Source organism: Variovorax sp. YR566 (genome assembly GCF_051992195.1).
Lineage (GTDB): Bacteria > Pseudomonadota > Gammaproteobacteria > Burkholderiales > Burkholderiaceae_C > Variovorax.
In genome coordinates, this window is the sequence record NZ_CP197092.1 from 4,308,879 (window position 1) to 4,323,256 (window position 14,378).

The following is a 14,378-nucleotide window of genomic DNA, read 5'->3' on the forward strand; positions in this document are numbered from 1 at the left end:
AAGCTCAGGAGCGGCGGATCAACGCCTGCGCCAGCACGCGGCACTTGCCGAACTCGCAGCGCACCGCCCAGGTTCCGCCGTTGTCACAAGGCACGTTGTAGGTTTCGTAGCCGGGGCCCTTGGCCGTGAGTTCGGCGCGCGGCTGAAGGTTGCAGCGGCCGGCCTTGGCCAGCGTTTCGACGTTGTAGGTATCGACGCCGGTGCGGCGCGGTTTCATGACGACGCCGGGGTCGAAGGTGTTGCCATAGAACGAGTCGCGCACGTTGGGGTCGAGGTTGCGATAGCCGCGCTTGGCCATGCAATGCACGATGGCGATCTGCTGGTGCTCGGCAATCAGCTCCGAGTCGGGACGGCCGTTCCAGTCGATGACGGCGGCGGTGATGCCGGTGTACGACGCCGCGGCGACGATGCCCTGCCCGTACACCGTGATCAGGCCGACGCCCAGCGCGCCCCACATGGCGTCGCCGGTTTCGCTGCGCGCCGTGATGCGGTTCGACGCCGTGCGGCATTCGGCCACGTCGTTGTCGTAGCGCACCTTGTCCACGCCCTCCATGGCGACCATGGGCACATAGGAAGTGCCCCTGCCCGTTCCGGGCTCGGTGGGTGTAGTCGGTGCGCTGGCGCAACCGGCCAGGGCCACGGCAGCGAACGCAATGCTCAGCAGCAGCTTCATGCAATCCCTCGTCTTCTTCGCGATAGTTGCGGGGATTTAACCATACATATAGTTACTCTTGAACCGCATTTGTCGTGAATGCACTACGGCCGACCTGGATCAGTGGGGCCATACCGAGAAGCCCTGGGCGAGCAACATCGCGCGCATGGTTACAGAATGAGAAAATAGGTTACATAAGCGCTGCCGCATCAGCTTTGGGCGCGACTCATCCGAACACCCCTTGAACTACCGTCCCGCACCCTTCTTCGCCAACGTGGTGCTCGTCCTGTCGATGGCACTGCTGGGCGCCATCGGTGCCTTCCTGGGCGGGACGGCCGGCCTGCAACAGTCCGACTCGCTGCTGCACCTGACGCGCGCCGACTGGCAGGTCGACGAAGCCTCGGGCTTCAGCACTCCGCCGTTGAAGCAGGACAGCGGCGCCCTGCCGGACACCTGGAAGCGGGTCGAACTGCCCCTGGCCCTTCCCATCGCGCTGCTGCGCCAGGCGGAGGCCTCCTCCACCAGGACGACGCGCACGACCTGGATCAGGCTGTCCACGCGCGGCCTGCCGCCCGACGCCGGGCCGCTGGCGTTGTACGGCATCCGGATCAAGACCGACGGCACCATCGCGGTCTATGCCGACGGGCAACTGGTCCATCGCGCGCAGCAGTCGGGTCCGTTGTGGAACAGCACCCGCACTCCGCTGTGGGTCCAGCTGGACAACAGTGCCGACAGCAAGCCGCCCAGCGAGATCCTCCTGCGCCTGGAGCACACCCGCAACGCCCAGGTGGCGCTGTCGTCGCTGTGGATCGGCCCCATCGACGCACTCAGGGGGCGCCATGGCATGCGCCAGTGGCTGCAGCAGGAGCTGCCCGCGATGCTCGGCGCAGCATTCATGGCCGTGGGCGTGTTCGCGCTGTTCGTGTGGTTCAGGCGCCGCGACGAGACGGGCTACCTGCTGTTCTTCAACCTCGCGGCCACTTCCTTCATGCGGGGACTGCACTTCTACGTGAGCCTGCCCGTCGCCAATGACTGGTTCGCGTGGCTGACCGTCAACTCGCTCTTCTGGCTGGTGATGGTGGTGCACTTCTTCCTGCGCCAGTTGCACGGCCTGCAGCTCAAGTGGCTGACCGTCGGCGTGGTCGTGGCGACCACCACCATCGGCCTCGTCACCCTGCCCGGCTTGAACATCGTGCAGAACACGCCGCAGGTAACGCCCCTGATCTACGCTGTCGCGGCGCTGATGGGCACGCTGGTCTGCCTGGTGGGTAGCGTCAGCGCATGGCGCCGCTCCACCGAAGGCCGGCTGGTCGCGGTCGGCATCGGCATCTGCGTGCTGCTGGGCATGACCGACTGGCTGCTGCAGAACAACTTCATCAGCCCCGAAGGCTGGTATCTGGGGGCGTACACCAACGCCGTCACCTTCAGCGTTTTCGGCGCGCTGATGTACCGCCGCTACATGCACGCCATCGGCGAGGTCGAGCAGCTCAATGCGAGCCTTGCGCAGCGCCTGCAGAAGCGCGAGGCCGAACTCGAGCTCAGCCACCGGCGGCTGCGCGAGGTCGAGCGCCTGCAGACCATCAGCGACGAACGCCAGCGCCTGATGCAGGACATGCACGACGGCCTCGGCTCTTCGCTGATCAGCGCCATCCGCTCGGTCGAAGGCGGCGGCATGAGCGACGACAAGGTCTCGCAGATTCTCAAGAGCTGTCTGGACGACCTGAAGCTCACGCTCGACTCGCTGGAGCCGATCGAGGCCGACCTGCTGCTGCTGCTGGCCACGCTGCGCTACCGGCTGGAACCGCGGCTCGAAGGCACCGGTGTCTCGCTGCGGTGGGAAGTGCAGGAGTTGCCGGCCCTCGACTGGCTCGACCCGTCGAGTGCGCTGCACATACTGCGCATCGTGCAGGAAAGCATCTCGAACATCCTGCGCCACACGCGCGCGACGGAAATTCGCGTGGGCACCTCGCTTGAAGGCGCGGGCGTGCAGGTGACGATCGAGGACAACGGCCAGGGCTTCGACGTCCAGAAGGTGATGGGCAATCAGTCCGCGGGGGGCCGAGGCCTGCAGAACCAGCGGCGGCGAGCGCAGGCGATCAAAGGCGTGGTGCAGTGGGAGTCCAAACCGACGGGAACGCGGTTCGTGTTGTGGCTGCCGTTGCAGCGGGAGAAGCAGGCGGCTTGAGGCCAGCCTTCAGATGGATACCGACTGCGCCGCCTCAGACACATCGGCGCGAGAGACGATTCCGCGCAGATCCGCCCCAGTGGCCAGAGTCCCCATCACTCCGGCGTGCTGACCGCCCAGGCGCGACTCGACGAAGCGCTGTGCCACCGCGCCATCGCTGTGCCTGAGCATCTCGCTCGCCTGGAGCGCAAGGGCCATGCGCGTCACGATGGCGCGCGAATTGCCCTCATCGACTGCACCCGCAGAAAGATCGTCGCGCAGACCGCCGATGAACTTCGCATACGCCGCGTTGGCAACTCCCGGCTGGGAGACTTCATCGAGAAAGACTTCGAGCGAGCCCTTCTCGCGGCCGAGCGCGCGCACCACGTCCATGCACATCATGTTCGTCGTGCCTTCCCAGATCGAATTGAGCGGCGCCTCGCGGTACAGCCGCGCGATGGGGTTCTCCATGATGAAGCCGTTGCCGCCGTGAACCTGCAATGCCTCGTAGACGAAGTACGTCGCACGCTGGCAGTTCCAGTACTTGACCACGGGCGTTGCCACGCGGGCAAGAAGCCGCTCACGTTCGTTCGATTCCATGCTGTCGGTTGCGCGTGCGACACGCATCGCCGACAACATGGCCGCTTCGCTTTCCAGCGCCAGATCCGCCAGCACATTCGTCTGCATGGGCAGGTCGGCCATCCGGCGACCGAAGCCGTCGCGTGTCGATGCGTGGTTGATCGCCAGCGTGAGCGCCTGGCGCATCAGGCCCGCAGAACCCACTGCGAAGTCGAGGCGGGTCAGGTGTGCATGCGACAGGATCTCGCGGATGCCTCGCCCCTCTTCGCCGACCAGCATCGCCCAGGTCTTGTTGAACTCGACCTCGCTCGATGCGTTGGAGCGGTTTCCGCACTTGTCCTTCAGGCGCTGCACGGCAACGCGGTTGGCACTGCCGTCCGGCAGGAAGCGCGGAACGAAGAGACAGCTCACGCCCGAATTGGTTTGAGCCAGCGTGTAGAAGCCGTCGGAAGTCGGAACCGAAAAGAACCACTTGTGGCCCGTCACGTTGTAGATGCGAGCACCGTTCTCGGTTCCGACGAAGGTGGCCGTGGTCTGTGTCTGGCGCAGGTCGGAGCCGCCCTGCTTCTCGGTCATGGCATAGCCGATCACGGCGCCCGTTTTCTGCGGGAGCGGCAGGCGGCGCGGGTCGTAGCGACCGGAGAGCGTCTTCTCCCGCCACATTGCAAACTCCGGCCGCCCCGCAAAACCGGCGCAGGCAGCGTATGCCATGCCAGTGGGGCATCCGGTGCCGTTCTCGACCTGGTTCCACAGGTAGCTCAGCACCGCACGCGCGAGGTGGCCCGACGGCTCATTGGTTGTCCATGCAAGGCTCGGTACGCCATGCGCGAAACCCAGGGCCATGAGTTGATGCCAGGCGGGATGAAACTCGACCCAGTCCAGACGATTGCCGAACCGATCATGCGTGCGCAGTTGCGGGCTGTGCTCGTTGGCCAATCGTGCAAGGTCCTGCACCTCTTCATTGCCCGCCAATGCGCCGACCGCCGTTGCGTCAGGAATGCTCCAGGCCGCATGACGCTCCACGAGCTCTCGTAGAGCCACATCGCCTGTGAATGCGTTGTGGCCGGTGCAAGCACTGGCCTGGTTGAATACCCTGTGCGTCTCGACGCCATCGGCCAGGGGAAACTGAAACGCCAGAGCCGTACTTTCGAGGGGCATGTTCATGAAGGTCTCCAGAAGTTCGCCGCGCTGCAGGCATAGTGAATCATTCTTCGCGATTCGTGAACCTGAATCCGTTCTTTCCCGGGCCGGGCACCCGACACACCAGGACCGCAAAATGGCACAGTCTTTGCGTGCTCAAGCTACAGCGACCTGGCGCCGCCCCGCCTGCTCCCCAGATCGCGCCGTAGTCACTGGAATAGACAGCCTTGCTCACCATTCAGGTGCCATGCAACCGGTTGGACGCTGAAAGCGTTACAACCGCTGATCCAAACGGAGGCTTCGTTGGCCAAGCTGGACCCTCTGAATACATCGCGCTACTGGCATGTGCCCGGCATGCCTGGCATGGACATGCTGCATGCGGACTTCACGACGCATGAATACGCGCCCCACGTGCACCATTCCTTCGTGATCGCGGTCACCGAGGTTGGAGGCGCCGAATTCAAGAGCCGCGGCCGCACGGGCATTGCCAATCAGCAGGCGCTCCTCGTCTTCAACCCGGCCGAACCCCATTCGGGCCGCATGGGCGGCAGTGCCCGATGGCGGTACCGCGCCCTCTATCTGGCCGAGCCGGGCATCAGGCATCTAATGACGACACTGGGCATCGATCAGACCCGGTACTTCGGGTCGAACATCTACTGCGACCAGGAGCTCATCGGCAGCTTTCTGGAGCTTCATCGGGCCTACGACGGAAACAGCGATCAATGGGACCCTCTGCGGCAGCAGGAGTTGTTCGTTCATAGCTTCGGAACGCTCTTCCAGAGCCACGCACAGCCGGGACAACGCGTGCTCCCGGTGCCGGCAGATGCCAACGTGCTCGCGCCGGTGCTGGAACTGCTGCGCGACTCTTTTGCAGAGCGGTTGACCCTCGAGCAGATGGCGGCGGCCGCCGACCTGACGCCCTTCCAGCTGATCGGCGCATTCAACCGCACGATCGGATTGACGCCCCACACGTACCTCACGCAGTTGCGGCTCAGGGCCGCCATCAGTCACCTCACTGCCGGCCGGCCGCTGATCGAAGCCGCTGTTGCGAGCGGCTTTTACGACCAGAGCGCGCTCACCAGGCACTTCAAGCGCACCTTCGGCATGACGCCTCTCCAGTACGTCCGCGCCCGGACCTGCTGAGAAGCCGCTCCCCCCGCCCTCGAGCCATGCGCTGAGGGCCTTCTTTCCTCCGCTTCTTGTTTCCGCTCGGCTCGCGCGGAATTCGGATTCGTCTTTTTGGCGCGATTGCTCCTGGCCGCAATTTTTACCAATACGGGTTTCTCCGCGCTGACTATCGTGCAACTAAATGGTTTCGACCAGCGCAAAGTAATCAGTTCGTTTTCAATAGTGTTTAACCCACAGGTGACCCATGCAAAATGTTGATCGCGGCATTACTGGTTCCTCCCTCGCAGGATCCGCAATCCTGCTGGAAATAGGTGCAGAGTACGGAATCATTGAATTTCTCCAGAAATCGCCGGTCGTGGACGCTGCAACGGCGTCCCGATCCTGCGGAATCAAGGAATCCGTGATTTCCGCCTACCTCGACTCCCTGAGCAAGGCCGGAATCATCGAGGTGTTGGATGAAAAAGCACCCGCCACCTACAAGGCCGGCAGCAATTTCGACGAATTGATCAATGAAGTCGGATATCTTTCGTGGGCGCTCCGTGCATGTGCCCCATTGATCAACAACGCGAAAGAATTTTCGGAAAACAACGAAGAGGCGCAACTCAAATACCCGCGCAGCGGGGGTTTGGTCGCTCGCACATCGAAATGGATGGGCGAAAAATCCTTCTATCCGCAGCCGGAAAACGCCATCGTAGCGATGGCACCAAAGAAAATCGTAGATCTTGGATCAGGCTCCGGAGGATTCCTGATCCGCATGCTCAGGAAAATTCCGGGCTCAAAAGGCGTTGGAATTGATCTGAGCGCGTCGGCCACCGAACAGGCCGTTCGCGCAGCCAGTGAAGCGGGAATGAGCGACAGGCTTCAGTTCGTGACTGCCCCCATCCAGATCCTCACCGAAGATGCCTCTCTCATCAGGGACGCGGACATCATCCACGCAGGATTTGTCATGCACGATCTTCTTCCCGCCGAAGAAGAAACGCTCGACTCGTTGCTGCGCGCCTGCTGCGCCAATGCAATCAAGGGCACGCTGATCATCGTCGATGCGATTCCTGTTGCTCAATCCAGCTGGGAAAAGCCGTTCGCCGCGGCATTCAATCATCTGCACAATCATTTCATGTCCAGAAAGCTTCTCAGTGAAGATGAATGGACTGAAAAATTGTTCCGCGCGGGCTTTTCCAATGTGCGGGTCGAAATACTTGATCACCCTGGAGGGCGAATGTTGATGGCCAGTAAATAATTGAATTTTCACGGCATTTTTTAACCAACTGTAATTAGGAGCACGAAATGAGCGTTACCATTTCCGATCTGGTTGAGAGAGTTAAAAGTCATCGTTGCTATTCCCACCCGATTTTCAAGAATTGGGTCAAGATCGAACCGGAGCCTCCTGTTGTGGGAGCCCTTTTCCACCAGATCCAGAGCTTCTGCGCGTCCACGCGTCCCGGATGGAGTTTTCCGGATGCGCTCAAGGAGCACGGGCTGCACAGGCAGAGCGAGCTGCTGGAAGAAATCGTCGAGAGCGAATCTGGCCACGGTCCTGAACTGGCGACGATGGCGGGATACATCGTCAACCAGTCGGCCGAAAAGCCCGTGTTTGCAGACCTCTACAACCAGGAGAAGGTCGAAGCGAAGCTCAAGGACTTTTCCAACCAGTTGCTCGGCTCCCTGCCCGGCTACGACATGGACACCGGGTTGACCGCGCAAGTCCGCAAGGCCATCGGCGTCTTCGATCACCGCAAGATGACGGACATCGAAAACACCTACCGGAATCTCGGCACCACGCTGGCGCTGGAAATGATCTCCAACCAGCAATTGATTCCGGGCGAAAAGTATTGCCTGGTGGACAGCGGCATCTACAACGCCGACCTCGAAGTGCCTGAAATGCACTACCTGCTGGAGCACTGGGGCGAAGTCGGCGCCGAGCAGCACCACGAGCAAAACGCCCGCACCGCGGTCGAACTCGCCTTGAAAACCGAGTACGCCCACTTGGTCATCGAAGGCGCGGACGATTTTCTCGATTCGCTGACCGGCCTCTGGGACGTTCTGGATGCGGCATTGCTGCAATCCGGCGTCGCCGCGGAGCAAAGAAAAGTGGCTTACGTATAACGGCGGCGCCAAGCCTGGTTGTCATATGGTCGCCTATCTGATTGGCCGGATGTCCATTGTGGACCCGGATCAATACAACCAATATAAGCAACTCACGCCCGGGATCATAGAAAAGTTCGGAGGCAGGTTTCTGACGCGGGGAGGCGAGCGCATGCATTTGGAAGGCGCTCTGGATGATCGGCGCGTGGTTCTTGTCGAATTCAAATCTGCCGATGCGGCGAGAAAATTCTACGAATCGCCGGAATACACCTTTGCAAAGGAATTGCGAAAGGATGCTGCAGCCGATATGCAGCTCATGGTGATCGAGGGATTTGAATAGCGATAGCTTTTTGCCCTGCCCTTTTGATGCTTTAAAAAACAAACTGGCTGGCACGACCGATGGAGACCCGGTCGTGCCGGAACGAAATATGACGACTATTGCCCTACCTGTTGCTTCAAAAAGCAAAAACTTCTTTTCTTTCGTTGCGCTTCTGCTTGGCGCGGCGGCGCTGGCGCTGGGCGGCGTTTTTCTGCGCCACAGCGAATTGCCTCCAACCGCGAGCGCGGTCTATCGGGTTGCGCTGGCAATTCCGATTTTCTTTCTGCTCGACATGCTTGCGGCAAGAGCCGAGCCCGTGCGCACGACCGGCTCACCCGCTGAAAAAATGCCGGCCATTCCGATCAAGCTAATTCTTGTCGGATTCATCTTTTCCGGAAATCTGGCGCTTTATCACTGGTCGATGACGCTGACCACGCTGGCCAATTCCAATCTTCTTGCCAACCTTGCCCCGATCTTCGTGGTGCTTGGGTCCAACCTGTTTCTGGGGAAGAAATTCAAGCCTGGCTTTCTGTTCGGAATGCTGTTTGCGCTGGCCGGCGCATTCATCCTGATCGGACATCGGCTGGATTTTGGTTCGACCTACATGGCAGGAAATCTGTTAGGTCTTTTGACCGCAGTTTTTTACGGCTCATATCTTCTGGCGGTCAGCCTCGTGCGCTCGAACTATCGAACGATGACCGTCATGGCGTGGAGCAGCGTCGGTACGTTGATCATTCTCCTGCCCATCACGATCCTGCGCGGCGAGTCGCTTGTTCCGCACACGATCAACGGAATGCTGATGCTGCTGGCCTTGGCTGTCGTGTCGCATGTCGGAGGCCAGGGCCTCATTGCATATGCGCTGGCCAAGCTCCCGGCCGCGCTTTCTTCAATCACCCTGCTGATACAGCCTGTCATTGCAACCGTGCTCGGCGCCTATCTGTTCCACGAATATCTGAGCGCCACCGAGTTTGCGGGGGCCGTGATCATTCTGATCGGCATCGTTACCGCACGTCGATTTTCATAAGTGTTTCGCCAACCGAGGAATTCATGTCTCCTTATCTCTGCCATATCGAACCCGATTGCTTTCAATTCGAAGCCAATGTCATAGCGCGCCGCCCGAATGCGGTTCTTCTCGACCGGTCTTTCTTCTATCCGGGCGGTGGCGGGCAATTGGCGGATCGCGGCACGCTGCAATGGAATGGTGGCGAAATCAAGATCGGCCGGGTCGAAACGGAGGGTCGCAATGCGTGGCACATCTTCGACGAAGCTGAAACCGCCTCCATTCCCGGCGACAAGGTCGTCGCCAAAGTGGATCAGGATTTCCGCTTCATGATGAGCCAATTGCACACGGGCCTGCACATCCTCAATGCGCTCGTCTATCAGCGCTTCGAGGGCTCGCTGGTAACGGGCGTGCAAATGGCGGCCGACGGCACGGCCCGCATCGACTTCGACTTGCCCGCGGCCGACAACAACGAGTTGCGCAAGCTCGAGCCAGAACTCAACACCCTCATCTCCGACGGGCTGCAGGTGAATGCGGTGTACCTCGACGCAGCCGGACTCTCGCGCGAACCTGGGGTGCTACGCAGCCGGTCCGTAGCACCGCCGAGCCAGGACGACGGCACCACGCGCATCATCGAAATCGTGGGACTCGACCGGCAAGCCTGCGGTGGAACGCATCTTTCGAAGACTTCGCAATCGGCACCGTTGCGCATCCTGAAGATCGAGAACAAGGGGCAGCACAACCGGAGGATCCGGATCGGCCTGGTCAAATAAGACGAGCGAGCCATGCCGCCCGTTGAACCGCCCCCCTCGCGCCCTCTGCCCGAGGGCTTTTTGCCTCCGAACTGCACGTTCTCCGAGCAAGACTGGCCGGTTCTGGCCAGGCAATGGTTTCCGGTCTCACGCGTCGACGAGGTGCCGGCAAAGCCGAGGCAGGTGATCTTGCTGAATCTGCGGTTGGCCATCTATCGCATGCCGGATGGCATTCGCATCGGCCGGGACATGTGCCCGCATCGCGGACTGCCATTGAGCACGGGGCGCATCGAAGAAGACGAACTGGTCTGCGCCTACCACGGCCTGCGCTACGGGTCCGATGGGCAATGCCGCAAGGCCCCGGAGAAGCTTGCACTCAAGACGGTGGAGTGCTTCAGGATCATGATGTTTCCTGCTGTTGAACGCCATGGCCTTGTCTGGACTTGCCTGATCCCTCAAGGCGAGCCGGGAATACCGGATATTCATTCGACGATCGAAGCCTCCGACCTGGAGCGTCCGGCATCGCCAATCAAACTTCAATATGAAGATTGGATGGGTTCGGCCAAATTCGAATTTTCCGGTGGCGCAATAACAATCGACTCCGAGCATCACCAGTCGCTGCAGGATCTCGCGCTGAACGAGTACCGAAGGCTGTTCAGCGAGATGGGATTGATCACGACAGCGCCCGCATTGCAGCCGTCTCGCGCCTGATCTTGCGGCGCCAAATTTTCACCAATATCACCGCGTCTCCCGATGTCATGCTGTGCCCAACAGCGAGGCCATCACATGACGCAATCATTCCGCCAAGCAAGCCCTGAAGTTCTGTCGCTCACCGATGCGGTGCTCGACGTTCCTCCAGTAGAGCTATCGCTATATCTACACCGCTTGCTGCTGTTTCTAGCCTGCACTCCCGGGCATTGATGCGGCAGCGGCCCTGGAGCAGGCCGTGTCCGCATTCGTTCACATCGAAACTCAAAAAACAGATAAATAAATGACCGTCTTCTCTACCGAGTCTTTTGCGGACCATGAACAGGTGGTCTTCGTATCCGACGATCGGGTCGGGCTTCGGGCCATCATCGCCATTCACAGCACCCGGCTCGGGCCGGCCCTGGGCGGATGCCGCATGTATCCCTACGCCGACGAAGCTTCCGCCCTGCGCGACGTGCTTCGCCTGTCGCGTGGAATGACTTTCAAGGCCGCGGCCGCGGGACTCGGCCTGGGTGGAGGAAAGTCGGTGATCCTCGGCGACCCGCGCAAGAGCAAGACGCCCGAACTGCTGCGGGCGATGGGCGTGGCGGTCAACCGCCTGGGCGGCCGCTACATCACCGCCGAAGACGTGGGCACCACTGTCGCCGACTTCGCCTGGGTGCGACAGAACACCCGGCACGTGGTCGGGTTGCCGGAAGAACTGGGCGGCACCGGAGATCCTTCGCCGACCACGGCACTGGGCGTTTATCACGGCATCGTGGCCAGCGTCGCGCATCGGCTGGACCGCGACCTGCGTGGGCTGACGGTGGCGGTGCAAGGCCTGGGCAACGTCGGCTGGAACCTGTGCCGGTTGCTCGTCGCCGCGGGGGTGCGCCTCACGGTATCCGACGTCGATGCGGCGCTCGCGCGCAAGGCCTGCGCCGAGTTCGATGCGCAGGCGGTCGAGCCCGACGAGATCTATGCCGTTCAGGCCGACGTGTTTTCTCCTTGCGCGATGGGCGCCGTCGTGAACGATCGAACCCTGCCGCAGATGAAGTTCCGGGTGATCGCCGGCGGCGCCAACAACCAGCTGGCCGGCGACGAACATGGCAGGCAACTGCGCGATAAGGAAATTCTGTACGCGCCGGACTTCGTGATCAACGCGGGCGGCCTGATCCGCGTGGCGTCGGAGCACGAGGGTTTCAATTCCACAAAAGTGGATTCGCAGGTGAAAGCCATCGGCGCCACCCTGCACCGGATCTTCGAACTCGCCGGGCGCACCGGCACACCGACCCAATCCGCGGCCATGCAGCTCGTGCAGGAGCGGCTCGGCGGCGGCAACTCCGGCAGAAGCGCGAACAACGGCAACAACAGCGCCAGCAATGCCCTGGCCGAGCGTGTCGCATGACCACCATCGAGATCCTCAGAACCCTGGTGGCATTCGATACGACCTCGCATCGCTCGAACCTCGACCTGATCCACTGGATCGCCGACTACCTCGCGGGACACCGGGTGAAAGTGCACCTGGTGCACAGCGAGGACAAGCGGAAGGCGAACCTGCTCGCCAGCATCGGCCCCGACATGGCGGGCGGCATGGTGCTCTCCGGGCACAGCGACGTCGTGCCCGTGACCGACCAGAACTGGAGCGCCAATCCCTTCACGCTGGTCGAACGCGACGGCCGCTTCCACGGCCGCGGCGCGGCGGACATGAAGGGCTTCATCGCCGCCTGCCTGTCGGCCGTGCCTGCCTGGCAGCGGCGCCCCTTGGGCCGTCCGATCCACCTTGCTTTCTCTTATGACGAAGAGATCGGGTGCCTCGGCGTTCCGGAGCTCGTGAACCGCTTGAAGACGCAAGTGGAAGCCCCCGCGCTGGCCATCATCGGCGAGCCGACCGAGATGCGGATCGGCGTCAGGCACCGGGGTTTCTTCGGGCACAGGGCGCTCTTCAGCGGGCTTCCCGCGCATTCGAGCGACCCGTCGCTCGGCGCCAGCGCGATCGAGCCCGCCGCCTACCTGGTCACCTGCCTGGCCGGGTTGCGGCGCAGCTTTGCCAGCCGGGGTGGCGAGGCCACCATCAACATCGGCCGGATCGACGGGGGCACCGCCATCAACATCGTGCCGGGGTGCTGCGAGGTCTTGTGGGAGTTTCGTCCGCAAGATGAAGCGGCGGCGGAACTCGTGCGCGATACGGTCCGGGATGCGCTGATGGACCTTCCCCTTGGCGTCACGGTCGAGGCGGTGCAGGTAGCGGGCGTGCCGGCGCTGTCGGCACGCGACAACGACGCGGCAGTCTCGGTCGCGCGCGAACTCGGCGCGCTCTGGCCGGAGGCAGACCTGCCGTTCGGCACCGAAGCGGGCTTCTTCCAGCAGGTCGGTATTTCAACGGTGGTATGCGGCCCCGGCTCCATCGCGCAGGCCCATCAGCCGGACGAATGGATCTCCGCAGCCCAGCTGCAGGCGGCCGATCGCTTCATGCAATCGGCCGGCGCATGGGCGCTCGCCGAAGCCGATATCTCACCCGCCCCTTCTCTCAAGACAGCATGAAAAACCTCGACGCAGCCACGGCGGCTGATGCCACCAGCGCCTTCGGCACCCTTGCCTCCAACGAGCCCCACGATGCAACGCGCCGGATGATTCCCGCGGCGGTCATCGGCAACACGCTCGAGTGGTTCGACTTTGCCGTCTACGGTTTCTTCGCGATCACTATTTCCAAACTGTTCTTCCCCACGGGCGACGAAACCTCTTCGCTGTTGCTGACCGTGGCGACCTTCGGCGTGGGCTTCGTGATGCGACCGATCGGTGCAGTGATTCTTGGCGCGCTCGGCGACACACATGGGCGCAAAGCCGCGTTGTCGACAACGATCCTGCTGATGGCGCTTGGAACGGCAATGATCGGCCTGGCGCCGACGTACGCCGATGCGGGCCTCTGGGCGCCCGCGTGGATCGTGCTGGCGAGGCTGATCCAGGGCTTCTCCGCCGGCGGCGAGGTCGGAGGGGCGACGGCGTTTCTCGTCGAGCACGCGCCGAAAGATCGCAAGGGCTACTTCGCAAGCTGGCAGCAGGCCAGCCAAGCCGGTGCACTCCTGCTCGGTTCGCTCTTTGGCGCGACGCTGACGGGGGTTCTGAGCCCCCAGCAACTGGAAGCGTGGGGCTGGCGGATTCCATTCCTGTTCGGCCTGGTCATCGGCCCGGTGGGCTGGTACATCCGCGCCAAGACGCGGGAGCCCGCAACCTTCGAGCGGGCCAAGGCCGCCAACCAACAGGCGTCTCCGCTGAGGCAGGTGATGGGCTCGTACCGCAAGGAAATCGTCGCCGGGTTCGGCGTCACCATCGTGTGGACGGTGTGCACGTATTTCTTCCTGGTCTACATGCCGACGTACGCCGTGCGCACGCTGAAGTTGCCGCAGAGCGCATCGCTGTGGGCAAATGGCGCCGGGCTCCTGGTGCTGGTCGTGCTGGCGCCGGTTTTCGGCGGGCTGTCGGATCGGATCGGGCGCCGGCCGCTGCTGGTCGGGTTTGCTGCCGCGATCCTCGTGCTGGCCTATCCGGCGCTCTGGCTGCTCACGGCGTTTCCGAGTGCTGCGACCTTGACGGCTGTGCTGGTCGTCTTTGCCGTGCTGATCGCCGGGTTCACCGGCCCCGCTCCCGCCGCCATGGCCGAGCTCTATCCACCGCAGGTGAGGTCCACGGGGCTTTCGATTGCGTACAACTTTGCTGTCACGATCTTCGGCGGCTTCGCGCCATTCATTGCCACGGCACTGATCGCCCGGACCGGGAGCCCGCTCGCCCCTGCGTGGTATGTGATGTTCGCCGCGGCCGCCAGCCTGGTGGCGCTCCTGGTCGGAGGTTCGGCTTTGCGCAGCAAGGCTTAGTGC

Annotated in this window: 13 protein-coding genes; 11 read left to right on the forward strand and 2 right to left on the reverse strand. The window is 62.3% G+C overall.

Translation table 11 applies throughout. From position 1 onward, the window contains the following. Positions 1-4: 4 nt before the first annotated feature. Positions 5-673 (reverse strand): hypothetical protein, encoded by a 669-nt coding sequence (locus ACTG4X_RS20240; RefSeq protein ID WP_093073697.1) that lies wholly within the window; start codon positions 671-673, stop codon positions 5-7. A 220-nt stretch (positions 674-893) separates the two neighbouring features. Here ACTG4X_RS20240 and ACTG4X_RS20245 point away from each other — a divergent pair, with 220 nt between their 5' ends. Next, positions 894-2,837 (forward strand): sensor histidine kinase, encoded by a 1,944-nt coding sequence (locus tag ACTG4X_RS20245; protein ID WP_177192709.1) that lies wholly within the window; start codon positions 894-896, stop codon positions 2,835-2,837. A 9-nt stretch (positions 2,838-2,846) separates the two neighbouring features. Here ACTG4X_RS20245 and ACTG4X_RS20250 read toward each other — a convergent pair whose 3' ends face one another. Then, the gene (locus ACTG4X_RS20250) at positions 2,847-4,559 is read right to left on the reverse strand and encodes an acyl-CoA dehydrogenase family protein (protein WP_440534411.1); all 1,713 of its coding nucleotides are present in this window, start codon (positions 4,557-4,559) and stop codon (positions 2,847-2,849) included. A gap of 279 nt (positions 4,560-4,838) precedes the next feature. Between ACTG4X_RS20250 and ACTG4X_RS20255 the strand changes: the two genes are divergently transcribed. The 10 genes from ACTG4X_RS20255 to ACTG4X_RS20300 all read left to right on the forward strand — a co-directional run bounded on the left by ACTG4X_RS20255 (position 4,839) and on the right by ACTG4X_RS20300 (position 14,375). Beyond that, positions 4,839-5,678, forward strand: a complete 840-nt coding sequence (locus tag ACTG4X_RS20255) for an AraC family transcriptional regulator (RefSeq protein WP_093073695.1) — start codon at positions 4,839-4,841, stop codon at positions 5,676-5,678. 229 nt (positions 5,679-5,907) lie between these two features. Then, positions 5,908-6,900: a class I SAM-dependent methyltransferase gene (locus ACTG4X_RS20260; protein WP_093175927.1), complete on the forward strand. Its 993-nt coding sequence runs from the start codon at positions 5,908-5,910 to the stop codon at positions 6,898-6,900. A gap of 47 nt (positions 6,901-6,947) precedes the next feature. Next, on the forward strand, positions 6,948-7,766 hold the full coding sequence (locus ACTG4X_RS20265) for a hypothetical protein (protein WP_093056417.1): 819 nt from the start codon (positions 6,948-6,950) through the stop codon (positions 7,764-7,766). Positions 7,767-7,791: 25 nt separating this feature from the next. Next, complete coding sequence (locus tag ACTG4X_RS20270; RefSeq protein WP_093056416.1) at positions 7,792-8,085, forward strand: DUF1330 domain-containing protein; 294 nt, start codon at positions 7,792-7,794, stop codon at positions 8,083-8,085. A gap of 88 nt (positions 8,086-8,173) precedes the next feature. Then, positions 8,174-9,088, forward strand: coding sequence for a DMT family transporter (locus ACTG4X_RS20275; RefSeq protein ID WP_093073689.1), 915 nt, complete (start codon positions 8,174-8,176; stop codon positions 9,086-9,088). Between the two features lie 23 nt (positions 9,089-9,111). Continuing rightward, entirely contained in the window at positions 9,112-9,837 is a 726-nt protein-coding gene (locus tag ACTG4X_RS20280) for an alanyl-tRNA editing protein (protein ID WP_093073687.1), read from the forward strand. 12 nt (positions 9,838-9,849) lie between these two features. Further along, positions 9,850-10,527 (forward strand): Rieske 2Fe-2S domain-containing protein, encoded by a 678-nt coding sequence (locus ACTG4X_RS20285; protein WP_440531732.1) that lies wholly within the window; start codon positions 9,850-9,852, stop codon positions 10,525-10,527. Positions 10,528-10,807: 280 nt separating this feature from the next. Continuing rightward, a complete protein-coding gene (locus ACTG4X_RS20290) occupies positions 10,808-11,911 on the forward strand; it encodes a Leu/Phe/Val dehydrogenase (protein WP_440531733.1) in 1,104 nt (367 codons plus the stop codon). Beyond that, positions 11,908-13,047, forward strand: a complete 1,140-nt coding sequence (gene argE, locus ACTG4X_RS20295) for an acetylornithine deacetylase (RefSeq protein ID WP_440531734.1) — start codon at positions 11,908-11,910, stop codon at positions 13,045-13,047. Before ACTG4X_RS20290 ends, argE begins: the two co-directional genes overlap by 4 nt. Next, positions 13,044-14,375: an MFS transporter gene (locus tag ACTG4X_RS20300; protein WP_440531735.1), complete on the forward strand. Its 1,332-nt coding sequence runs from the start codon at positions 13,044-13,046 to the stop codon at positions 14,373-14,375. The genes argE and ACTG4X_RS20300 overlap by 4 nt, the downstream gene beginning before the upstream one ends. The last annotated feature ends 3 nt before the right edge of the window (positions 14,376-14,378 follow it).

What these genes read in the sequence shown, in the direction of transcription:
- ACTG4X_RS20240 (WP_093073697.1), bottom strand. Translation starts at nt 673, where the DNA reads ATGAAGCTGCTGCTGAGCATTGCGTTCGCTGCCGTGGCCCTGGCCGGT.
- ACTG4X_RS20250 (WP_440534411.1), bottom strand. Translation starts at nt 4,559, where the DNA reads ATGAACATGCCCCTCGAAAGTACGGCTCTGGCGTTTCAGTTTCCCCTG.
- ACTG4X_RS20260 (WP_093175927.1), top strand. Translation starts at nt 5,908, where the DNA reads ATGCAAAATGTTGATCGCGGCATTACTGGTTCCTCCCTCGCAGGATCC.
- ACTG4X_RS20265 (WP_093056417.1), top strand. Translation starts at nt 6,948, where the DNA reads ATGAGCGTTACCATTTCCGATCTGGTTGAGAGAGTTAAAAGTCATCGT.
- ACTG4X_RS20270 (WP_093056416.1), top strand. Translation starts at nt 7,792, where the DNA reads ATGGTCGCCTATCTGATTGGCCGGATGTCCATTGTGGACCCGGATCAA.
- ACTG4X_RS20275 (WP_093073689.1), top strand. Translation starts at nt 8,174, where the DNA reads ATGACGACTATTGCCCTACCTGTTGCTTCAAAAAGCAAAAACTTCTTT.
- ACTG4X_RS20280 (WP_093073687.1), top strand. Translation starts at nt 9,112, where the DNA reads ATGTCTCCTTATCTCTGCCATATCGAACCCGATTGCTTTCAATTCGAA.
- ACTG4X_RS20285 (WP_440531732.1), top strand. Translation starts at nt 9,850, where the DNA reads ATGCCGCCCGTTGAACCGCCCCCCTCGCGCCCTCTGCCCGAGGGCTTT.
- ACTG4X_RS20290 (WP_440531733.1), top strand. Translation starts at nt 10,808, where the DNA reads ATGACCGTCTTCTCTACCGAGTCTTTTGCGGACCATGAACAGGTGGTC.
- argE (WP_440531734.1), top strand. Translation starts at nt 11,908, where the DNA reads ATGACCACCATCGAGATCCTCAGAACCCTGGTGGCATTCGATACGACC.
- ACTG4X_RS20300 (WP_440531735.1), top strand. Translation starts at nt 13,044, where the DNA reads ATGAAAAACCTCGACGCAGCCACGGCGGCTGATGCCACCAGCGCCTTC.